A 21,632-nucleotide genomic window follows, 5' to 3' on the forward strand; every position below is an offset into this window, starting at 1 on the left:
AAATCTTCAACGCGCCGCCGCCGCAACATCATCAGCAGCAGCGCACTTCGCGAACCGAGCGATCAGCGGGGGGCGGAGGGGAACTCCTCGAACCACGCCTCCACGCGCTCGGCGGTGGCCGGGCGGGCGAGGACGAAGCCCTGCCCGTAGCGGCAACCGGCGCGGCGGGCCCCGGCCACCTGAGCCTCGGACTCCAGCCCTTCGACCACCACCTCCAGGCCCAGCCGGGCGCTCAGGCTGGCCACCACGTCGATCAGCGGGCGCTGCCCGTCGGCGGCCGGACCGACCAGGTGCGGGCCGACCTTGAGCAGGTCGAGCGGCAGCCGACGGAGCTGGGTGAGGGAGGCGTGCTCGGCCCGGAAGTCGTCCAGCGCGGTCCGCACCCCGAGAGAGCGCAGGCCGGCGAGCCGGGCCACCACGGTGGACAGCTCCGCGCCGACCGCGGGCTCGGCCACCTCCACCACGAGGCGCTCCGGCGGCACGCCGTACGCGGCCAGGGCGGTCGCGGCGCGGGCCACGATGTCCGGCGCGGCGAGTTCGCGGGGTGTGACGTTCACCGCCATCCACAGCTCCCGACCCCCGTCCGACCAGGCGGCGAGTTGCCGGCTGGCCCGGTCGAGCACCCACCGCCCCACCTCGCCGACCAGGTCCAGATCCGCCGCGACGGGCAGCAGCTCGTCCGGCAGGACAGTGCCCAGCACCGGGCTGCGCCAGCGCAGCAGTGCCTCGGTGCCCACCGGTTGCCGGTCGGCCAGGGCCAGCACCGGCTGGAAGACCAGGTCCAGCTCGCCCCGAGCGACCGCGCCGGGCAGCTCCCGTTCCAGGTCCAGCCGGCGGACCAGCTGCTCCTCGAGGTACGCGTCGTACCACTCGACCCGGTCGCGGCCGAGCTGCACCGCGCGTCGCCGGGCCAGGTCGGCCTGGCGCAGCACGTCCTCCGGGTCACCGCCGGTGGTCTCGGCCAGCCCGACGCTGACCTGGATCCGGATCGCCTGCGGGTAGGGCTCGACCAACGCGGCCAGCAGCCGGGTGCCCAGCGCGTACGCGAGCACCGGCCCGACGTCGGTCAGCACGGCGAACTCGTGGTCGGCGAGGCGGGCCACCAGGTCACCACGGCCGCAACCGGCCCGGATCCGGCGGGCGACCTCGACCAGCACCGGCAGGTCCACGGCGCCGCCGTCGACCGCCCTGTGCAGGTCGACCACGAGCAGCGCGCCGCCCTTGCTCCCGGCGAGCCCGCGCAGCAGCCCGGCCCGGTCGACCGGGCCGACGGCGGGTGTCGCGACGGCCGGCTGATCGTCGCCGACGAGGTCGCGCAGCCGCGCCTCGCGGGCGGCCAGCCGGGCGACGCGCCGTCGCTGGTCGGCGGCGGCGAGCAGTTCCCGGAGCACCATCGGCGGGATGACCGCCAGCCCCAGGGCGATCGCGGTGCCGGTGAACTCGCCGACCGTCCACAGGTGATGGCCGGCGGCGAGGGCCGCGATGCCGGCCGGCGCGGTCAGCTCCGGCCAGGCGACCGGGAGTCCGCCCGGTCGGGGCCGCTCCCCGGCGGCGCTGCGCCGGGCACCGCCGGCGGTGAGCAGCGCGCCGACCGGCAGCAGGGGTGCGACCGCCAGGACGGCCCGGTCCGGTGCATGGTAGGCGAGCAGCACCACCAGGAGGGCCAATCCGGCGAGGGTGGCCGCCGCTCCGGCGAGGCAGCGTGCCGCGCCCGGGCGGCGGCGCCACTCCGCCAGCGCGGCCACCAGCAGCACCGCCAGCCCGGTCGCGCCGGCGACGCTCGCGGTACGCGCCACCGAGGGCACCTCCCCGGGCGGCAGCAGCACCCAGCCCGCGAAGACCAGGCTGACGCCGAGTCCGACGACGTCGGCGGCCCGCCGGAGCCGCTCGGCGTGGGAGAGCCGGGAGCGGCCGGGGAGCCGGAGCAGGGCCATGGCGTACAGCGGGGCGGTGACGGCGAGGCCGGCCAGCGCGACCGGCAACCGGTGTGCCGCGTCGGTGAGCGGCAGCACGGCGACGGTCAGCCCGGCGGCCAGCACGGCGGCGTTCAGGGTCGCGGCGACCCGGCGGGACAGTGCGACGCGCCGAGCCTGCCGCCCGGGTGGCGCCCCGGCGGGGCGGGCCGGATCGGGGGACACCGGGCGGTCCGGTCCGGCCGGTGCGGGCGGCGTACCGGCCAGCCGGGCGAGCCGGACGCAGGCCAGCGTGCAGCCGCCGGCGACGGCGAGCGCCACGCCGGACAGGGCCGGGACGAGGCCGGTGGCTCCGGCGAGGACGAACAACGCGCCGGCGAGTGACACGACGAGGTCGGCGAGCGCTGGTCGGCGGTGACCAGCGGCGGGGCGGGTGACGGGCACGGCGGACGCCTTCGTGAGGGGGCACGGGGCGGTGCGGTTGCGGACGTGCGGGGTCAGCGGTGGGCGGTGGCGGCGGGCGTGGTCGAGGCCGGACGGGACCGGCTCGGCCACGCCGAAAAACGATCCCGGGCACGGCTGGTTACGCCGCTCTGCACGTGACGCGGCTCACATTGATGGCGGGTTGCCACCGGCGCTCCGCCCGGTCGGCAGCGGCCCGGCCAGGGGTGCGATCATCGGAGGGTGAGCCGCGCCGACGCCATCCGTTTCCGCCACAACCAGGCGATCCTGGTCGCCGCGATCGTCGCGTTCCTCGGCGCGCTGCCCCTGGCCACCGCCCGCTGGTGGCTGTTCTGGGTGCTGCTGATCCCGCTGGCGGTCGCGCTCTGGGCCTGGCGGGCCGGCACCGACGCGGACTCCCGCGAGCTGCGGCTGCGTGCCCTCGCCGGGCAGCGGCGGATCCCCTGGGAGCGGGTCGCCGAGCTGACCGCCGACGCGCGGGGCCGGGGGGTCGTCCGGCTCGACGACGGCGAGCTGCTGGTGCTCCCCGCGGTACGCGCCAACGACCTGCCCCGGCTGATCTCCGCCACCGGCCAGGAGCTGTCCGACACGACCGACGGCACGCCCACCGGGGGCTCCACCACGAACGGCTGAGCCCGGCACGGGCGGGCGCGGCCAAAAGGCCGGCCTGAGCCGGCCCGGTCAGTAGCCGTCCACCACCCGGTTCACCAGCGGCTCTCCGGCCACGAAGCGCCGCACCTGCTCCCCGACCAGCCGGTACGCGCGCGGCAGCAGGCCGCGTACCGAGCCGGCGACGTGCGGGGTGAGCAGGACGTTGGGCAGCTCCCACAGGGGATGGTCGGCGGGCAGCGGCTCGGGATCGGTGACGTCCAGCGCGGCCCGCAGCCGGCCCGAGGCCAGCTCGGCGACCAGCGCCGACGTCCGGGCCACCGGGCCGCGGGCCGCGTTGACCAGCAGCGCGCCGTCCGGCATCGCGGCGAGGAACTTCTCGTCGACCAGTCCCCGGGTCTGCTCGGTCAGCGGCAGCAGCAGGACCACCACGTCCGCCTCGGGCAGCAGGGCGGGCAGCTCGTCCACCCCGTGCACCCCCTCGGCCGGGCGTGGGGTGCGGGCCACCAGGGTGAAGGTCACCTCGAACGGGGCCAGCCGGGCCTGCACGGCGGCCCCGATCGACCCCGCGCCGACGATCAGCACCCGCTTGCCGGCCAGCTCGTCGGTGGGGGCCACCTCGTCGTACGCCCACTCCCGGCGGGCCTGCGCCCGGGCCATCGGGCCGAAACCGCGCAGCACGGACAGGATCGCGGTGACCACCCACTCGGCGGTGCCGGTGTCGTGCACGCCGCGGGCGTCACAGAGCGTCACCCCGTCGGGGAGCCGCCCCACCCAGGCGTCCGCCCCGGCGGAGAGCAGCTGCACCACCGCCAGATCGGGCAGCGAGGCCAGCAGCGGGGTGGCAGCCGGACCGGCGGAGAGGAACGGCGGCACCCAGAACCGCACGCCGGCCGGGGACGACGGGAGCCGGGCGGGGTCCTCCAGCAGCTCCACGGTGACGCCCGGAGGCAGCTCACCGAGGAGGGCGGGACCGGCCCGGTGCGGGATCCATACCTTCACGACCGCCGACGATAGTCGCCGACGGGTGCGGCCCCTGCTCGCGGTGGCCGTTCCGGTGGCCTCGACCCGGCTACTCTGGGTCGGGTGAGCGCGCCTCCCCCGTACCCTCGCACCGGTCGTCGCCGCCGGGCGACCCTGGCCGCCTCCTGCGCGGCGCTGCTGCTGGGCACCGCCGGCTGCGCCTTCGGCGAGCCGGATCCCGACCCGGCCGGCCAGCCGCCCAACCTTCCGACCCCGTCGGCGACCGCGAATCCCGGCGGCGCCGGTCAGCAGGTGGTCGCCACGGTGCTGGCCAAGGGCCTGGCGGTGCCGTGGGCAATCGCGTTCCTGCCCGACGGCGGCGCGCTGGTGACCGAGCGGGACAGCGGCCGGATCCTCCAGGTCGGCCCGGAGTCCGGGCCGGAGGGGATGAAGGTCACCGTGGTGCAGAGCGTGCCGGACGTCGCGCCCGGCGGCGAGGGCGGGCTGCTGGGCATCGCCGTCTCCCCGTCGTACGCGAAGGACCGCGCCGTCTTCGTCTACTACACCGCCGCACAGGACAACCGGATCGCGAAGCTGGAGCTGGGCGGGCGTCCCACCCCGATCCTCACCGGCATCCCCAAGGCCGGCAACCACAACGGCGGCGGGCTCGGCTTCGGCCCGGACGGCTACCTCTACGCCAGCACGGGCGACGCCGGAAACACGGCCAACGCGCAGAACCAGAAGAGCCTCGGCGGCAAGATCCTGCGGATCACCCCGGACGGCAAGCCGGCGCCGGGCAATCCCACCGCCGGCTCCCCGGTGTGGTCGCTCGGGCACCGCAATGTGCAGGGCTTCGCCTGGACGCCGGACAAGCGGATGTACGCCGTCGAGTTCGGCCAGAACACCTGGGACGAGATCAACCAGATCAACAAGGGCGGCAACTACGGCTGGCCGCAGGTGGAGGGGCGCGGCGACGACAAGCGCTACGTCAACCCCGCCGTGCAGTGGCGGACCGCCGAGGCGTCCTGCTCCGGGCTGGCCGCGGTGGAACGCCTGCTGATCACCGCGTGCCTGCGCGGGCAGCGGCTCTGGCTGGTCGAGCTGACCCCGAACGGGACCGTCCTCGGCCAGCCGCGGGAGCTGCTGACCAACAAGTACGGCCGGCTCCGGGCCGCCGCGGTCGCCCCGGACGGCTCGGTCTGGGTGACCACCTCCAATCGGGACGGCCGGGGCAAGCCCACGGCGGAGGACGATCGAATACTGCGGCTGGTCTTCGCCGACGGCGGGGCCGGACGCAGCTGACCGGCCACGCCGGCCGGCACCGACCGGCGACGGCTCCAGGTCGCCGCGCGGCGTCAGACGCGCCGAGCTGGAGTTGTCGGACAGGTGAGAACACGCCCGGGCTTCCCTCGGGTTTATCAAGATCCAGCATTGGGCAGGTCAGAATCTGAGCATGGACGGCCAGGAGAACGAGCAGCGCAGGACCGGGGACGAGGCGGCCCCGGCGACCGGGCGTGCCCGCCGCTGGGCGTACCGACGGTGGTGGCGGGGCCGGCCGGCTGTCCGGCTGCGGCAGCTCGGCGCGGTGCTGGCCCTGCTCGTGGTCACCCTCACCGGGGTCATCGCCGGCACCTACGCCGGTGGGCACGTGGGCACCGACATCGGCCCGTTCCGCGCGCACCTGAGCCTCAGCCCGTCGCTGAGCGGCGGCACCACCGTGGACATTCCGCCGCTGGGCGCGCTGCTGCTGGACAGCCACAACGGACCGGCGTACCTGACCGTGGAGCTGGGCTCGCTGGACCAGCGGCGTACCGAGGCGCTGATCGACGACCCGGCGAGCATCAGCCGGGCCAGCCAGTCCGCGGTCGAGGACGTCCGCGCCGGCGTGATGCGCCTTGGGCTGAAGACGCTCGCCTCGGCGGTGCTGGCCACCCTGCTGCTGGCCGGGCTGGTCTTCCGGGACGTACGCCGGATGGCCTGGGCCGGCGGACTGGCGCTGGCGGTCACCGCCGGGAGTCTCGGGCTGGCCGCCGCCACCGTCCGCCCCCAGGCCATCGAGGAGCCCCGCTACGAGGGGCTGCTGGTCAACGCGCCGGCGGTCGTCGGCGACGCGCGGCGGATCGCCAACGACTACACCAAGTACGCCGAGCAGCTCCAGCGGCTGGTCGGCAACGTCAGCAAGCTCTACACCACCGTCTCGGCGCTGCCGGTGTATGAGCCGGCCCCCGGCACCACCCGGGTGCTGCACGTCTCCGACATGCACCTCAACCCCACCGGTTGGTCGCTGATCCGGACCATCGTCGAGCAGTTCGGCATCGACGTGGTGATCGACACCGGCGACATCACCGACTGGGGCAGCGAACCGGAGGCGTCCTTCGTCGGCTCGATCGGCCTGCTCAAGAAGCCGTACGTCTACATCCGCGGCAACCACGACTCGCCGCGGACCGCCGCTGCGGTGGCCCAGCAGCCGAATGCCATCGTGCTCGACAACTCCACGACCACGGTGTCCGGGCTGACCATCGCCGGCATCGGCGACCCGCGGTTCACCCCCGACAAGGAGACCTCGCCGGCCGGCAGCGGGCTCACCGCGCAGGTCGCCGACCAGGTGATCGGGGTCGGCGAGCAGTTGGCGACCACGGTGCAGAACTCGCCGACCAAGGTGAACATCGCCCTGGTGCACGACCCGGCCTCGGCCGGGCCGCTCTCCGGCAGCTGCCCGCTGGTGCTGGCCGGTCACCTGCACGCCCGGGAGGTGGCGAAGCTGCCGCAGTCGCCGGGCAAGGAGCCGACCACGCTGATGGTGGAGGGCTCCACCGGCGGCGCCGGGCTGCGCGGCCTGGAGGGCGAGAAGCCCACCCCGCTGACCATGACGGTGCTCTACTTCGACCCGCAGAAGATGCTGCAGGCGTACGACGAGATCACCGTGGGCGGCACCGGGCAGTCGCAGGTCAACCTGGAACGGCACGTGATCAGGGACCCGACGAAGGGGGAACAGGTGCCGGTCACCCCCACCCCCACCCGAGGCGGGCCGGTGATCCCGTCCAGCCCGACCCCGACCGCGAGCCCGACGCGCTGAGTCAGCGCAGCGAGAGCGCGGCCAGGGCGGCGTTGACGATGCTGCCCGGGAGCAGGTCGTGCAGCTCGTACAGCTCGTGGACGCTGCCCGACTGGCCGAAATCGTCCACCCCGAGCGGCACCGCCGGGGCACCGAGCGCGGAGCCGAGCCAGGCCATCGCGTGCGAGGCGGCGTCGTGCACGGTCACCACCGGCACCCGGTCGGCGAAGGCCGACCGCAGCGCGCCGGGCACGCTCGGCACGGTCGCCGTCCGGACGCCCTGGCGCAGGGTCCGCTGCCAGGCCCGGTAGAGCCGGTCCAGGCTCGTCACATCGACCACGTGCGCGGCGACGCCCTCCTCGGCCAGCTCCGCGGCGGCCGCCAGCACCTCGGGCAGCACCGCGCCGGAGGCGGCGAGCTGCACGACCGGGGCGTCCGCCAGGTGGGGGTACGCCTCGTGCGCGTCCACCAGCCGGTACGCGCCGGCGACCACCTGCCGGCGCAGCACCGCGTCGCCGATCCGGGTCCGGGCCGCCTCGAACGGCGCCTGGTCGATCGGGCGGGTGCTGAGCCGGAAGTAGTACGCGCCGTCCTCGGCGGGCGCGGCGGTGGCGGCGGGCGCGGCGCCCCCGGCGATCTGGCCGAGCGCGTCGCAGAGCAGCCAGTCGAGGCTGCCGGCGTACGCGGGCTCGAGGAAGGTCACGCCGGGCAGCTCCAACCCGACCGAGGCGGTGATCGTGGACTGGTGGGCGCCGCCCTCCGGGGCGAGGGTGATGCCGGACGGGGTGCCGGCGACCACGAACCGGGAGCCCGAGTAGGTGCCGTAGAGGAAGGCGTCGAGGCCGCGCAGCACGAACGGGTCGTAGACCGTGCCGACCGGCAGCAGCGGCTGGCCGGAGAGGTCCCAGGCGAGACCGAGCTGACCGAGCAGCAGGAACAGGTTCATCTCGGAGATGCCCAGCTCGATGTGCTGGCCCGACGGGCTCTCCGTCCAGCGCAGCATCCGGTCCTCGGTCCAGGAGCGCTGCGCGGTGGGGGCGAAGACGCCGGTCTTGTTGATGAACCCGGCCAGGTTGGTCGAGGTGGCCACGTCGGGCGCGGTGGTGACCAGGTAGGGCGCCACGTCGGCGTCGCGGGCCAGGTCGACCAGGACCCGGCCGAAGACCTCCTGGGTGGAGACGGGCTTGTTCGCGCGTACCTTGGTGGACTCCGGGACGGTGACCCCCAGCGCCCGCCGGCGCGGCGCGCGGGACAGTGCCTCCCGGCGCTCGCCGGCCCGGATGCCGGCCGGGGAGGCCGGGTCGAGGCGGTCCCACTCGGTCTCGCGGGTCAGGCCGTGCGCGGTGCGCAGCGCGTCGACCTGCTCGGTGGTGAGCAGCGCCGAGTGGTTGCGCGGGTTGCCGGCGATCGGCAGCCCCCACCCCTTGACCGTGTACGCGAAGACCACGCTGGGCCGGTCGGTGACCGCGTCGCACTGGGCGTACGCGTCGAGCATCGCCTCGAGGTCGTGCCCGCCCAGGTCGGTGACGAGCGGGCCGAGCTCGTCGTCGGGGATGTCGGCGACGAAGGCGGCCACCTCGGCGGGCGCGCCGTCCAGGAACTGCTTGCGCAGGGCCGGCCCGGCCAGTCCGAACAGCGACTGGTACTGCTCGTTCGGCATCAGGTCGATCCAGTCGCGCAGCGCCTCGCCGCCCGGCCGAGCGTACGCCTCGGCGAGCCGGCGGCCGTACTTGACCTCGACGACGTGCCAGCCGGCGGCCTCGAACTGGCCGCGCCACTGGTTGATCCGGACGCCCGGGACGACCCGGTCCAGCGACTGGCGGTTGAAGTCGACCAGCCACATCACGTTGCCCAGCGCGGCGGTGGCCGGGTCGGCGACGGCCTCCCAGATGTTGCCCTCGTCCAGTTCGGCGTCGCCGATCAGCGCGATGAACCGGGAGTGCGGGCGCTCGCCGAAGTGCGCGTCGACGTAGCGGCGGGTGACCGCGGCGAACAGCGGCGCCGCGGCGCCCAGGCCGACCGAGCCGGTGGAGAAGTCGACCTCATCCGGGTCCTTGGTCCGCGACGGGTACGACTGCAACCCGCCCCGCGCCCGCAGCTTCGGCAGGTACGACCGGTCCAGGTTGCCGAGCAGGTACTGGATGGCGTGGAACACCGGCGAGGCGTGCGGCTTGACGGAGACCCGGTCCGCGGCGTCCAGGTGGGCGAACCAGAGCGCGGTCATCGCCGTGACCAGGGAGGCGCTGGACGCCTGATGGCCGCCGACCTTCACCCCGTCACCGGTGTTCCGGTCGTGGTTGGCGGCGTCCACGATGCGGGTGGCGAGCCAGAGCACCCGCCGCTGGATCTCGTCGAGGACGTCGAGGTCGTGCTGGTTCACGCTGACTCCATCCGGGCGTCGCCGTTGACGCCCTTGCGAGGGGTGCGGGGTGGCCGCGTACTCCGGGGGAAGCGCCGAAGGCCGCCGCCGGGTCACGACGGCGGCCTTCGGAGGTGGGACTCAGCCCTGGGCGCCGAGGCGCTCCAGGATCAGTTCGCGGACGGTCTTGGCGTCCGCCTGGCCGCGGGTGGTCTTCATGACCGCCCCGACCAGGGCGCCGGCCGCGGCGACCTTACCGCTGCGTACCTTGTCGGCTACGTCCGGGTTGGCGGCGATCGCCTCGTCCACGGCGGCGGTGAGCGCGCCGGTGTCGGAGACGACCTCCAGGTTGCGGTTGGTCATGATCTCGGTCGGCGAGCCCTCGCCGGCCACCACGCCCTCCAGGACGGTACGGGCCAGCTTGTCGTTGAGCTTGCCGGCGTCGACCAGGCTCTGCAGCTCGGCGACCTGGCTCGGGGTGGCTCCGACGTCGGCCAGCTCCACACCGGTCTCGTTGGCCCGCCGGGACAGCTCACCGAGCCACCACTTCCGGGCGGCGGCCGGGGTGGCGCCCGCGGCGACGGTGGCCTCGATCAGCTCGACCGCGCCGGCGTTGACCACCGACTGCATGTCCAGGTCGGACAGGCCCCACTCCTGCTGGAACCGGCGGCGCCGCAGCCGGGGCAGCTCCGGCAGCCCGGCCTTCAGCTCGGCCACCCAGGTCGGGTCCGGGGCGAGCGGCACGAGGTCCGGCTCCGGGAAGTACCGGTAGTCGGTGGCGGTCTCCTTGGACCGGCCCGGGGTGGTGTCGCCGGTGTCCTCGTGGAAGTGCCGGGTCTCCTGGGTGATCTTGCCGCCGGCGTCGAGCACCGCGGCCTGGCGCAGCATCTCCGAGCGGACCGCCCGCTCCACCGAGCGCAGCGAGTTGACGTTCTTGGTCTCGGTGCGGGTGCCCCACTCCTCGCCCGGCTTGTTCAGCGAGGTGTTGACGTCGCAGCGCAGCGAGCCCTCCTCCATCCGGACGTCGGAGACGCCCAGCGAGCGGATCACGTCGCGCAGCTCGGTGACGTACGCCCGGGCCACCTCCGGCGCGAGCGCGCCGGTGCCGGGGATCGGCTTGGTGACGATCTCCACCAGGGGGATGCCGGCCCGGTTGTAGTCGACCAGCGACTCGGTCGCGCCGTGGATCCGGCCGGTGGCGCCGCCGACGTGCAGCGTCTTGCCGGTGTCCTCCTCCAGGTGCACCCGCTCGATGCCGATCCGCACGGTCTCGCCGTTGACCTCGACGTCCAGGTAGCCGTCGACGCAGAGCGGCTCGTCGTACTGGCTGATCTGGAAGTTCTTCGGCATGTCCGGGTAGAAGTAGTTCTTCCGAGCGAACCGGCACCACTCGGCGATCGAGCAGTTCAGCGCCAGCCCGATCCGGATGGTCGCCTCGATGGCGGCCCTGTTGGCCACCGGCAGCGAGCCGGGCAGGCCCAGGCAGACCGGGCAGACCCGGGTGTTCGGCTCGCCGCCGAAATCCGTCGGGCAGCCACAGAACATCTTGGTGTTCGTGCCCAGCTCGACGTGGGTCTCCAGGCCGATCACCGGTTCGAAGCGCGCGACGATCTCGTCGTACGCGGGCAGTGTCGTCGTCATCTGAGCTCCAGGCGCGATCCGGACGGAACTGTTCCAGCCTAGTGGGGCTGGCTACCGTCGCCTCGCCCGGGTTTCCATCCACGCCGGCACGTGTCTGTCCGGCCCGGGGCGCCCGCCCGGGGAGGGCCCCGGGCGGGTCCCGAGGTCAGCGCTCCTCGACCACCCCGAGGTACATCACCTTCGGGTCGACCGGGTTGAAGGCGAGGCCGCGGATGCCGTCGTGGGAGTTGTGCTGCGAGGTCAGCCGGCCGGTCGACAGGTCGTACCGGTAGAGGTCGGTGCCGTAGCCACCGAACCAGGTGCCGTACGCGAAGTACAGCACGTTCGGATCCACCGGGCTCGGCCACAGCGGCGTGCCGTTGATCAGCGCCACCTGGGAGCCGTCGAGCACCGACACGAAGCTGCGCCCGCCGTCGGTTGAGCGCCAGATGTGCCGCGCGGAGTTGTCGCTCTGGCTGAGGTCGTAGCCCTCCAGCCACACCGTCCGCGGGTCCGCCGGGGAGAAGGCGACGGAGAAGCCGTTCGACTGCGGGGTGGCGCCGACCCCGGCCGACCGGGTCCAGCTGCGGCCGCCGTCGAACGTCACGTAGCTGCCGTGGCCCATGGTGCCGACGATGAGGTGATCCCGGTTGGCGGGATCGACGGCCGCCTGGTAGACGAACTCGTCCTGGCCGGCCGGCACTCCGACGGCGGCCCAGGTGGCACCGCCGTCGCGGGAGTCGTAGACCTGGCCGGCCTTGCTGACCACGCGGACGGCCCCCGCATCGGTCGGGTCCACCGCCAGCCCGACCACGCCGTCGTCCGGGACCGGGCCGGCGACCTCGGCGACCTGGTCGCCCTGCACCCGGTAGATCGGCCGGTCGTTCACGCCGTACGCGTAGGCGGTCCCGTGCGGTCCGGCGGCGAGGTCGTACGCGGCCAGGCTCAGCCCGGTGTCGGCGATCTGCTGCCAGCTGCAGCCGGCGTCGGTGGACCGCTGGATCGCCGTCCTGGAGATGGCCACCAGCGTGTTCGGCGTGCTCAACGCGACGAGCTTCGGGTAGGCGACCGGGGTGAGGGGGGTCGTGGTGCGGGCCAGGACGGCGCCGTCGGTACGGGTGAAGGTGACCGAGCCGTCGCCCTGCACCACGCCGCACTGCGGGCGTTGCCAGCCGGGTGCAGCGGCGGCGGGGGCTGCGGCGGCGAGGTTGACGGCACCGGCGGCCGTGACGGCCAGCGCGAGTGCACCGCTGAGTCGGGAGAAGATCATGAAGCATGTCTAGACGTGGGCATGCACCGATCGCCACAGTTTCCGGTGTCCGAGCTCGGCCATGGCCTGTGTCGGACACCCGCGAGGCGGGAAGGGGCTCGGATGTTCGAGTCGTTGGGTCTGACCCCGGTGGAGGAAGCGGTCTACCTGGCCCTGTTGCACCGGCGGCAGTCAAGCGTGCCGGAACTGGCCCAGCAGGTCGGGGAGAGCCTCCGGGTGGTCCGCGCGGCGACCGAACGCCTGGAGGAACTCGGCTTCGTCAGCCGGCGGGTCGGCTCCGGCACCCGGCTGCTGCCGACGCGTCCGGACGTCGCGGTGAACGCGCTGGTCATGCGGCGCACACAGGAGTTCACCCAGGTACGCAGGGCCGCCGAGCGGATGGCGGAGGAGTTTCCGCAGGAGCTGCCGACCAGGCCGGACCAGCTGCTGGAGATCGTCACCGGCAGGGCCGCCGTCGAGGCTCAGTTCGTCCAGCTCTCCTACGGCGTGACGAAGGAGCTGCTGGTCCTGGATCGCCCGCCGTACGCCCAGGAGGTGGCGTCGGCGAACGTGCCCGAGAACGAGCTGCTCGGCCGGGACGCCGACGTGCGGGGCATCTACGCCCCGGAGGCCTTCGAGTTGCCCGGCGCCTACGAGCAGGCAATGGCGGCCGTGGCCGCCGGGGAACAGGCGCGGGTGCACACGGACGTGCCGCTGAAGCTGGCGATCGGTGACCGCTCGGTGGCGCTGCTGCCGCTGGCCAGCGAACGGGCCGTGGACGCGGCGCTGGTGATCCGCGCGCCGATAGTCGTGTCGGCGCTGGTGAAGCTCTTCGAACTGCTCTGGGTGCAGGCCACGCCACTGCCTGCCTGGGACCCGGAGCAGCCTGCGACGGATGCCGACCAGCTGGACCTGCGGCTGCTGGGCCTGCTCGCCACCGGGCTCAAGGACGAAGCCATCGCCCGAGAGCTCGGCGTGAGCGTACGCACCCTGGGGCGCCGCTCGTCCGCCCTGCTGGCCGCGCTCGGCGCCCGTACCCGCTTCCAGGCCGGGCTGCAGGCCGGGCGCCGGGGCCTGGCCTGAAGCTGCGCGGCGAACGCCACGACCCGCCTCGTGCGGGCGGCACCCGTGGGTCAGGATCGCCGGCGGCGCTCGTAGGCCACGAGGAGGAGCATCCCACCGACGGCGATCACCGCGACGCCCAGCAACAGCATGGTTCGCGTGTCGGATCCGGTGACCGGAAGCCCGGGCCCGGCGGTGGCCGACGGCGACGTCGATGACGGATCCGGCGACGGCGACGTGGGCGTCGAGGACGGCGAGGACGAGGCGGCGTCGACGGCGAGGGTCACCTCGTCCGTGGCGCTCGACGCGGTGCCGGTCGCCTTGACCGTGAAGGTGAAGCTGCCGGCGGACTCGGGGGTGCCGCTGAGCACGCCGTCCGGGGCGAGGGTGAGCCCGGCCGGCAGGTCGCCGGCGGTCACGCTGAACTGGATGTCGGAGTCACCGGTGGCGGTGAACCGGAAGGAGTACTCCTCGCCGACCGCGCCCCGGGGCGGCTCCCCGGAGGTGAAGGTGGTGGCCGGGTCGGCGATCACGACGGTGACGTCCTGGTCGGCGGAGAAGCCGTGCGTGTCGGTCATCCGGATGCCGAACGCGTAACTGCCCGGCGTGGTCGGCGTACCCGAGAGCTTCCCGGCCGACGACACCGCCATGCCCGGCGGCAACGAACCCGACCGCAGGGAAAGCGTGTACGGCGCGGTGCCGCCCGAAGCGGTGAACGTGTGCTGTGGGTACGACTGCCCGGTGTACCAGGGTGAGGTGGGTGCGCCGGAGGTGATGGTGATGGTCGGCGCGACCACCACGACGGTCACGTCCTGGTCGGCGGAGAAGCCGTGCGTGTCGGTCATCCGGATGCCGAACGCGTAACTGCCCGGCGTGGTCGGCGTACCCGACAACACCCCCGCCGACGACACCGCCATGCCCGGCGGCAACGAACCCGACCGCAGGGAAAGCGTGTACGGCGCGGTGCCGCCCGACGCCGTGAAGGTGTGCGTCGGGTACGGCTGGTAGGCGGTGACCGGCGAGGTGGGGGCGTCCGAGGTGACGGTGATCGTGGGCGCCTTCACCACGACGGTCACGGCCTGGTCGGCCGTGTCGCCGCTGGGCGTCCCGGTGGCCCGGACGGTGAAGGCGTAGGTGCCGGGAGTGGTCGGCGTGCCGCTGAAGCCACCCCCCGACGACAGCGCCATGCCCGGCGGGAGGGAACCGGCGGCCAGCGAGAAGGTGATGGCGGCGTCGCCGGTCGCGGCGAAGGTGTGGCTCGGATACGGCTCGTAGGCGGTGACCGGGGATGCCGGCGGACCGGACGTGAAGGTGATGGTGGCGGCAGCCGCCGGCTGCGCCGTGCCAAGCAGCACCAGGATGAGTGCCGACACGATCATTATCGGTCGCAGCGTCTTCATCGCCCGTCCAGGATTCGATCGAGGTAAGCCGGAATTCGCGTTCACCAGCGCGAAGCGACATTATCCAATCAGGACAGGCAGGAAGGCGTAATAGACCGACGGTGACCGCGTGTTGCCGATCGGTGTCGCGTTCGGCTGTCGCGGCGCCCGTTCCCGGACCTGACCGTGACCCCTCGCGGGGCGGCCGATCGGCCGCCCCGCGGGCGGGTCACAGTGCCGGTGGGGCGAACGTGCCGACCGTCGACTCCAGCGCGGCGGCCACCCGGTACATCCGGTCGTCGGCCATGGTCGGGGCCATGATCTGCAGACCGACCGGAAGCCCCTCGGAGAGACCGCACGGGACCGAGATGGCCGGCCCGCCGTACAGGTTGGTCGGAATGGTGAACAGGTCGGCCAGGTACATCTGGTACGGGTCGGAGGTGCGCGCCCCGATCGGGAAGGCCACGAACGGAGTGGTCGGCGAGATCAGCGCGTCGACCTGCTCGAACGCCGCGGTGAAGTCCCGGGTGATCAGAGTCCGGACCTTCTGCGCCTGCCCGTAGTAGGCGTCGTAGTAGCCCGAGGAGAGCGCGTACGTGCCGATCATGATGCGCCGCTTGACCTCGGGGCCGAAGCCGGCCTCGCGGGTCAGCGACATGACCTCCTCCAGCGACCGGTTGCCGTCGTCGCCGACCCGCAGGCCGAACCGGACCCCGTCGAAGCGGGCCAGGTTGGAGGAGCACTCGCTCGGCGCGATCAGGTAGTAGGCCGGCAGCGCGTACTTGAAGTGCGGGCAGGAGATCTCGACGATCTCGGCGCCCAGCTTCGCCAGCGCCTCCACCGACTCGCGGAACGCGGCCATCACGCCCGGCTCCGCGCCCTCCCCGGTGAACTCGGTGACCACACCGAGCTTCACCCCGGTCAGGTCGCCGGTCGCGCCGAGCTTCGCCGCAGCCACCACGTCCGGCACCGGGGCCGGGATGGAGGTGGAGTCGCGCGGGTCGTGCCCGCCGATCACCTGGTGCAGCAGCGCGGCGTCCAGCACCGTACGGGCGCACGGGCCAGGCGTGTCCAGCGACGAGGAGAACGCGACCAGGCCGTACCGGGAGGTGCCGCCGTAGGTGGGCTTGGCGCCGACCGTGCCGGTGACCGCGCCGGGCTGGCGGATCGAGCCGCCGGTGTCCGAGCCGATGGCCAGCGGCGCCTCGTACGCGGCCAGCGCGGCGGCGCTGCCGCCGCCCGAGCCGCCGGGAATCCGGGTCAGGTCCCACGGGTTGTGGGTCGGGCCGTAGGCCGAGTATTCGGTGGAGGAGCCCATGGCGAACTCGTCCATGTTGGTCTTGCCGAGCATCACCGTGCCCGCGTCGCGCAGCCGCTGCACAATCGTCGAGTCGTACGGCGGGCGCCAGCCCTGCAGGATCTTCGACCCGACCGTGGTGGGCACGCCCTTGGTGGTGAGCACGTCCTTCACGGCGACCGGCACGCCGGCCAGCGGACCCAGCTCCGCGCCGGCGGCCCGGCGCTCGTCCACGGTGCGGGCGGCGGCCAGCGCGCCCTCGGTGTCGACGTGCAGGAAGGCGTGGACCTGGTCCTCGACGGCGGCGATCCGGTCCAGGTGGGCCTGCGCCACCTCGACGGCGGAGGCCTCCCCGCTCGCCACGCGCCCCGCGATCTCGGCGGCGCTCAGTTTGGTCAGGTCGGTCATGAAGCCACATCCTCGTCCAGGATCCGCGGGACGCGGAACCGCTGCTCCTCGGCGTCGGGCGCACCCGACAGCGCCTCCTGCGGGGTCAGGCACGGCGCCACCACATCCTCGCGGAGGACGTTCGTCAGCGGCACCGAGTGGGAGGTCGGCGGGATGTCCGCCGCGGCGACCTCGCCCACCTGGGCGACCGACTGGAGGATCACGTCCAGCTGGCCGGCGAAGGTGTCCAGCTCCTCCTCGGTGACGGCGAGCCGCGACAGTCGCGCGAGGTGCGCGACCTCCTCGCGGGAGATGGCGGCCATCGGGTGCCCCCTTCGTGGCTGTCCTGCTGCGTCTTCGGGTGCCGGCCGCGCGTTCGACGGTGGCGATGACGCGCGGTGACCGGAGCGAGTCTATTGTCCTGCGGTCACGGCGACGCCTCCGACTCCCCCTCCGGGTGCTCGGCGTCCCGTCGCCGCCCGTCATCGGGCCGGACGGCGCGGCCCGTCGGCGTCGGCGGTCGCCACCGGGTGGACCGGGCGGTAGCGGGACAGCCAGGCGACCAGTTCCTCGGCCGGCATCGGCCGGGCGTAGAACCAGCCCTGGGCCACGTCGCAGCCGGCGGCGTAGAGCAGCCGCCAGGTGCGCTCGTCCTCCACGCCCTCGGCCACCACGCGCAGCCCGAGCGCCCCGGCCAGCTCGATCATCGACCGGACGATCGCCGCGTCGTCCGGGTCCTCGACCATCCCGAGAACGAACGACCGGTCCACCTTCACCTCGGACAGCGGCAGCCGGCGCAGGTGCTGCAACGACGAGTACCCGGTGCCGAAGTCGTCCAGCGCGATGCCGACGCCGGTCCGGTGCAGCTGGGAGATGCTGGCCAGCACCCGCCGCGGGTCCGCCATCAGGGCGCCCTCGGTGATCTCCACCTGGAGCCGCTCCGGCGGTACGCCGTACCGGGCGAGCCGGTCGGCGATCTGCTCGGCGATCTCGCCGGTGTGCAGGTCCCGGACGCTCACGTTGAGCGCGGCGCGCAGCGTGAGGCCGGCCGCCGACCACTTCGCCAACTGCTCCACCACGTCGTCCACCACCCGGCGGGTGAGCAGCCGCATCACCGCGCTCTGCTCGGCGACCTGGATCAGCTCCCCCGGGTCGACCATGCCTCGGCGCGGGTGCCGCCAGCGCAGCAGCGCCTCGACCCCGACGACCTCGCCGGTCGCGATGGCGATCTGCGGCTGGTAGTACATGGTGATCTCGCCCGGGTCCCCGGCCGGGTCGTCCCCACCGCCGCCCGTCCGGACCGGGGCCTCGTCGCCGACCAGCCCTCCGCCGGACGCCTCCGGTAGCCGGTCACCAGGGGTGCCCGCCGACGCGTCGGTCCCGACCTGGCGGGCGGCCCGGCGGCGGATCGGGTCGGCGTTCGTGACGATCCGGTTGATCAGCTCGTCGTCGTGCCGCAGGTCGACCCGTTCGCGCCGGCGCAGCCGCCACCGCCCCGACCCCTGCCCCGGCCGCACGGCGACGGCGCGCCGGCGACCATTGCGGGCCGCACCGTCGGCCCGGGCCGGGGCGGCCAGGCCGGGCGCGGCCGCGAGGGCGGCGCCGTCGCCACCGCGTACGCCGGGCGGCGGCGCGACGGGTATGGCCGGCGTGGTCTCCAGGACGCGGCGCAGGTCGGCCAGGAGGCTGAGCCGTTCGGCCGAGTTGTGATCGGACTCGGCCGCGTAGACGGCGACCGTGTCGTTACGGTGCTTGGCGTCGTACATGGCCACGTCGGCGTGGCGCATCAGGGTGGCGAAGTCCTCGCCGTGCTCGGGGAACATCGCGACGCCGATCGAGCCGCCCACGTCCAACGGGAGCCCGTCCAGCGGGACCGGTTCGGCGAGCGCGGCGACCACCCGGTCGGCCAGTTCCCGGGCCTGGTCGGCGCCGGCCAGTCGGGGTACGACGATGGCGAACTCGTCGCCGCCGAGACGGGCCACCAGGTGCCCCTCGTCCACCACGTCGGTCAGCCGGGCGCTCACCTCGACCAGCAGCCGGTCCCCCACCGCGTGCCCGAGGGCGTCGTTAACGTGCTTGAACCGGTCCAGGTCGAGCAGCAGCAGGGCGAGGTGGGCGTCCGGCTCGCCCCGGGCGGCCCGCTCGGCGTGCAGGTGCACCTGCTCGGCCACCTCGGCCAGCAGCGCCTTGCGGTTGGGCAGCCCGGTGAGCGGGTCGAGGGCGGCCAGTTGCTCCTGCTCGGCGGAGAGCCGGGCCATCCGGTAGACGGCGAAGAGCGGCACCAGCACCAGCGGGATCAACGCGGCGCTGGCCCGGGCGGCGGCGACCAGCACCGGGGCGAGCAGCAGCAGCGACCCGGTGGAGAGCAGCTCGTAGGCCAGGCCGAGCCGGACCCGGGGCCACCAGCGGGCCCCGAAGCGCAGCCGGATCGCCAAAGTGACCAGGCAGTAGTTGACCACGAACCAGGCCGCGGCGGCGCCACCCACCACGGCCACGTCCGCCCAGTGCAGCCGCCCGCCGTCGAAGAGGTCGCCGGCGCCGAGCCGGGTGACCAGGTACGCGGCGCCGAGCGCGCAGGCGTACTGGGCGGCGTTGAAGCCGGTGCGCCACAGGGCGTATCCCAGCCGCCAGCCGGAGACGGCCACCGCCACGGCCTGCACGGCGACGGCCGGGCCGAGCCCCCAGCCGAGCAGGATCGCGAACGTGAAGCAGGTCGACGGGAACACCGCCGAGGTCCGCCGCCGGCCGGGCGGCACGAACGGGCGGGCGTCACAGGCGACGGCGAGCGCCGCCATGGTCCAGAAGGCCACCGGCATGTCCGACAGCCGGTCCGGCAGCCCGGCCAGCGGCCCGGCCGAGACGAGCAGCGCCAGCACCCCGACCACCGCGACGAAACCGAAGAACGGCGCACCCCGCCCGGGCGGCACGGAGTTTCGCGGGTCGCCGGTCTCCATCGCACCTCCCGGGAACGGCCCTGGCGTGCGCCGTCACACGCCGTACGCCAATGAAACGCCCTCAGGCCCGGATTCCCGCCACGACAGTCACGAATCGGTCGTAGTCGTAATTAAGTTGGTATACGCGCCTCGACGTCACAAAGATCCACTTCGGGACCGGTGTCAGCCCTCGACGCGGGCCACCTCCCGGGCCGCGTCCGGGCCCGACTCCAGCAGCACCCGGAAGCCCTCCTCGTCGAGGACGGGCAGCTTGAGGCTGGCCGCCTTGTCGGCTTTGGACCCGGGGTTGTCCCCCACCACCACGAAGCTGGTCTTCTTCGACACCGAGCCGGTCACCTTGCCGCCCCGGCTCTGGATCGCCTCGGACGCCTGATCGCGGCTGAACCCGGCCAGGGTGCCGGTCACCACCACGGTCAGCCCCTCCAGCGGGCGCGGCCCCTCCTCGCCGGCCTCCTCGGCCATCCGTACGCCGGCCTCGGCCCACTTGCGCACCACCTCGCGGTGCCAGTCGACGGCGAACCACTCCTTGATGCTGACGGCGATGGTCGGGCCCACCCCGTCCACCGAGGACAGTTCCTCCTCGCCGGCCGCCTCGATCGCGGGGATGGACCGGAAGTGCCGCGCGAGGGCCTGCGCCGCGGTCGGGCCGACGTGCCGGATGGAGAGCCCCACCAGCACCCGCCACAGGTCCCGCTCCTTGACCACGGCCAGGTTCTCCAGCAGCTTGGTGGCGTTGCTGCCCAGGCTGCCGTCCTTGTTGACGAAGAACGGCGAGCGGGCGAGTTGCTCGGCGTCGAGGTGGAACAGGTCGCCCTCGTCCTGGATGATCCCGGCGTCGAGCAGCGCGGCGGCGGCCTTGTAGCCGAGCACCTCGATGTCGAAGGCACCCCGGCCGGCCAGGTGGAACACCCGCTCCCGCAGCTGCGCCGGGCAACTGCGGCTGTTGGGGCAGCGGATGTCGACGTCCGCCTCCTTCTCCGGGCGGAGCGGGGTGCCGCAGGCCGGACAGGTGGTGGGCATGACGAACGGGCGGGCGTCGGCCGGGCGCAGGTCGACCACCGGGCCGAGCACCTCGGGGATGACGTCGCCGGCCTTGCGGAGCACCACCGTGTCGCCGATCAGCACCCCCTTGCGCTCGACCTCGCGGGCGTTGTGCAGGGTGGCCAGGGCGACCGTCGAGCCGGCCACGCGGACCGGTTCGAGGACGGCGAAGGGGGTGACGCGGCCGGTCCGACCGACGTTGACGTCGATGTCGAGCAGCTTGGTGGTCACCTCCTCCGGGGGGTACTTGAAGGCGATCGCCCAGCGGGGCGCGCGGCTGGTCGAGCCGAGCCGCCCCTGGATGGAGACGGGGTCGACCTTGACCACCACGCCGTCGATCTCGTGCTCGACGTCGTGCCGGTGCTCGGCGTAGTAGGCGATGTATTCGGCCACCCCGGCCAGGTCGGGCACCACCCGCCAGCGGTCGCTGGTGGGCAGCCCCCACGCCTTGAGCGCCGCGTACGACTCGGACTGGGCCGTCGGCTGGAAGCCGTCGCGGGCGCCGATGCCGTGCACCACCAGGCGCAGCGGCCGGGAGGCGGTGATCCGGGGGTCCTTCTGGCGCAGGCTGCCGGCGGCGGCGTTGCGCGGGTTGGCGAACGGTGGCTTGCCCTGCTCGACCAGGCCGGCGTTGAGGTCGGCGAACGCGGCGACCGGGAAGTAGATCTCGCCGCGCACCTCCAGGAGGTCCGGCACGTCGGGGAAGTCGGCGGACGGCGTCAGCCGGGCCGGCACGTCCCGGATGCTGCGCACGTTGGCCGTGACGTCCTCGCCGGTACGCCCGTCGCCCCGGGTGGCGGCCCGGACCAGCCGCCCCTTCTCGTAGGTCAGGTTGATGGCCAGGCCGTCGACCTTCAGCTCGCAGAGGTAGGGAACCGGACCGCCGGCGTCCCGCTCGACCCGCTCGGCCCAGGCGGCCAGCTCCTCGTCGGCGAAGGCGTTGTCCAGCGAGAGCATCCGTTCGGCGTGGGTGACCGGGGTGAAGTCGGTGGAGAAGGTCCCGCCGACCCGCTGGGTCGGCGAGTCGGGGGTGCGCAGCGCCGGATATTCCGCCTCCAGCGCCTCCAGCTCGCGCAGCAGCTTGTCGAAGTCGGCATCCGGGATGGTCGGCGCGTCGAGCACGTAGTAGCGGTACTGGTGGTCGGTGAGCTCCTGGCTCAGCGTGGCGTGCCGCTCCCGCGCCTCCGGGGTCGGCTCGGCGCCCGCCGCCGCTTCCTGCGCCGGGCTGACCGTCTGGGGAACCCCGTCCTCGGACACCCTGCCGCTCTCGGTCACCGCTGTG

At 73.8% G+C, this 21,632-nt stretch carries 14 protein-coding genes; 4 read left to right on the forward strand and 10 right to left on the reverse strand.

Annotated features, from left to right (window positions below; genetic code table 11):
• Positions 1 to 62: 62 nt before the first annotated feature.
• Positions 63 to 2,468: an EAL domain-containing protein gene (locus FXF52_RS17000; protein ID WP_255472038.1), complete on the reverse strand. Its 2,406-nt coding sequence runs from the start codon at positions 2,466 to 2,468 to the stop codon at positions 63 to 65.
• A gap of 129 nt (positions 2,469 to 2,597) precedes the next feature.
• On the opposite strand from FXF52_RS17000, the gene FXF52_RS17005 reads away from it, so the two are divergent.
• Positions 2,598 to 3,008, forward strand: coding sequence for a PH domain-containing protein (locus FXF52_RS17005; RefSeq protein WP_148797881.1), 411 nt, complete (start codon positions 2,598 to 2,600; stop codon positions 3,006 to 3,008).
• 48 nt (positions 3,009 to 3,056) lie between these two features.
• Here FXF52_RS17005 and FXF52_RS17010 read toward each other — a convergent pair whose 3' ends face one another.
• Positions 3,057 to 3,986 (reverse strand): 2-hydroxyacid dehydrogenase, encoded by a 930-nt coding sequence (locus FXF52_RS17010; protein ID WP_148797882.1) that lies wholly within the window; start codon positions 3,984 to 3,986, stop codon positions 3,057 to 3,059.
• An 84-nt stretch (positions 3,987 to 4,070) separates the two neighbouring features.
• Here FXF52_RS17010 and FXF52_RS17015 point away from each other — a divergent pair, with 84 nt between their 5' ends.
• Positions 4,071 to 5,249 (forward strand): sorbosone dehydrogenase family protein, encoded by a 1,179-nt coding sequence (locus FXF52_RS17015; protein ID WP_148797883.1) that lies wholly within the window; start codon positions 4,071 to 4,073, stop codon positions 5,247 to 5,249.
• Positions 5,250 to 5,400: 151 nt separating this feature from the next.
• Complete coding sequence (locus FXF52_RS17020; RefSeq protein WP_148797884.1) at positions 5,401 to 7,023, forward strand: metallophosphoesterase; 1,623 nt, start codon at positions 5,401 to 5,403, stop codon at positions 7,021 to 7,023.
• 1 nt (position 7,024) lies between these two features.
• On the opposite strand, the gene FXF52_RS17025 is transcribed toward FXF52_RS17020, so the two are convergent.
• The 3 genes from FXF52_RS17025 to FXF52_RS17035 all read right to left on the reverse strand — a co-directional run bounded on the left by FXF52_RS17025 (position 7,025) and on the right by FXF52_RS17035 (position 12,251).
• Complete coding sequence (locus FXF52_RS17025) at positions 7,025 to 9,382, reverse strand: pyruvate dehydrogenase (RefSeq protein ID WP_148797885.1); 2,358 nt, start codon at positions 9,380 to 9,382, stop codon at positions 7,025 to 7,027.
• Positions 9,383 to 9,502: 120 nt separating this feature from the next.
• The gene (gene gatB, locus FXF52_RS17030; RefSeq protein WP_148797886.1) at positions 9,503 to 11,002 is read right to left on the reverse strand and encodes an Asp-tRNA(Asn)/Glu-tRNA(Gln) amidotransferase subunit GatB; all 1,500 of its coding nucleotides are present in this window, start codon (positions 11,000 to 11,002) and stop codon (positions 9,503 to 9,505) included.
• 145 nt (positions 11,003 to 11,147) lie between these two features.
• The gene (locus FXF52_RS17035) at positions 11,148 to 12,251 is read right to left on the reverse strand and encodes a dispase autolysis-inducing protein (RefSeq protein ID WP_148797887.1); all 1,104 of its coding nucleotides are present in this window, start codon (positions 12,249 to 12,251) and stop codon (positions 11,148 to 11,150) included.
• Positions 12,252 to 12,353: 102 nt separating this feature from the next.
• Between FXF52_RS17035 and FXF52_RS17040 the strand changes: the two genes are divergently transcribed.
• Positions 12,354 to 13,313, forward strand: coding sequence for a helix-turn-helix domain-containing protein (locus FXF52_RS17040; protein WP_148797888.1), 960 nt, complete (start codon positions 12,354 to 12,356; stop codon positions 13,311 to 13,313).
• Between the two features lie 50 nt (positions 13,314 to 13,363).
• Here the strand turns inward: FXF52_RS17040 and FXF52_RS17045 are convergent, their stop codons facing one another.
• The 5 genes from FXF52_RS17045 to ligA form a co-directional block, all read right to left on the reverse strand.
• Positions 13,364 to 14,665 carry a putative Ig domain-containing protein gene (locus tag FXF52_RS17045; protein WP_222870553.1) on the reverse strand — a complete coding sequence of 434 codons (1,302 nt, stop codon included), beginning with the start codon at positions 14,663 to 14,665 and terminating at the stop codon, positions 13,364 to 13,366.
• 235 nt (positions 14,666 to 14,900) lie between these two features.
• On the reverse strand, positions 14,901 to 16,376 hold the full coding sequence (gatA, locus tag FXF52_RS17050) for an Asp-tRNA(Asn)/Glu-tRNA(Gln) amidotransferase subunit GatA (RefSeq protein WP_148797890.1): 1,476 nt from the start codon (positions 16,374 to 16,376) through the stop codon (positions 14,901 to 14,903).
• The gene (gene gatC / locus FXF52_RS17055; RefSeq protein ID WP_148797891.1) at positions 16,373 to 16,678 is read right to left on the reverse strand and encodes an Asp-tRNA(Asn)/Glu-tRNA(Gln) amidotransferase subunit GatC; all 306 of its coding nucleotides are present in this window, start codon (positions 16,676 to 16,678) and stop codon (positions 16,373 to 16,375) included. Before gatC ends, gatA begins: the two co-directional genes overlap by 4 nt.
• A gap of 159 nt (positions 16,679 to 16,837) precedes the next feature.
• Positions 16,838 to 19,309: a bifunctional diguanylate cyclase/phosphodiesterase gene (locus FXF52_RS17060; protein WP_148797892.1), complete on the reverse strand. Its 2,472-nt coding sequence runs from the start codon at positions 19,307 to 19,309 to the stop codon at positions 16,838 to 16,840.
• A 162-nt stretch (positions 19,310 to 19,471) separates the two neighbouring features.
• A complete protein-coding gene (gene ligA / locus FXF52_RS17065) occupies positions 19,472 to 21,607 on the reverse strand; it encodes an NAD-dependent DNA ligase LigA (RefSeq protein WP_148797902.1) in 2,136 nt (711 codons plus the stop codon).
• Positions 21,608 to 21,632: the final 25 nt, after the last annotated feature.

This window comes from Micromonospora sp. MP36, from assembly GCF_008119785.1.
In the GTDB taxonomy this organism is placed as follows: domain Bacteria; phylum Actinomycetota; class Actinomycetes; order Mycobacteriales; family Micromonosporaceae; genus Micromonospora.

What these genes read in the sequence shown, in the direction of transcription:
- FXF52_RS17020 (WP_148797884.1), top strand. Translation starts at nt 5,401, where the DNA reads ATGGACGGCCAGGAGAACGAGCAGCGCAGGACCGGGGACGAGGCGGCC.
- gatB (WP_148797886.1), bottom strand. Translation starts at nt 11,002, where the DNA reads ATGACGACGACACTGCCCGCGTACGACGAGATCGTCGCGCGCTTCGAA.
- FXF52_RS17035 (WP_148797887.1), bottom strand. Translation starts at nt 12,251, where the DNA reads ATGATCTTCTCCCGACTCAGCGGTGCACTCGCGCTGGCCGTCACGGCC.
- FXF52_RS17040 (WP_148797888.1), top strand. Translation starts at nt 12,354, where the DNA reads ATGTTCGAGTCGTTGGGTCTGACCCCGGTGGAGGAAGCGGTCTACCTG.
- gatA (WP_148797890.1), bottom strand. Translation starts at nt 16,376, where the DNA reads ATGACCGACCTGACCAAACTGAGCGCCGCCGAGATCGCGGGGCGCGTG.
- gatC (WP_148797891.1), bottom strand. Translation starts at nt 16,678, where the DNA reads ATGGCCGCCATCTCCCGCGAGGAGGTCGCGCACCTCGCGCGACTGTCG.
- FXF52_RS17060 (WP_148797892.1), bottom strand. Translation starts at nt 19,309, where the DNA reads ATGGAGACCGGCGACCCGCGAAACTCCGTGCCGCCCGGGCGGGGTGCG.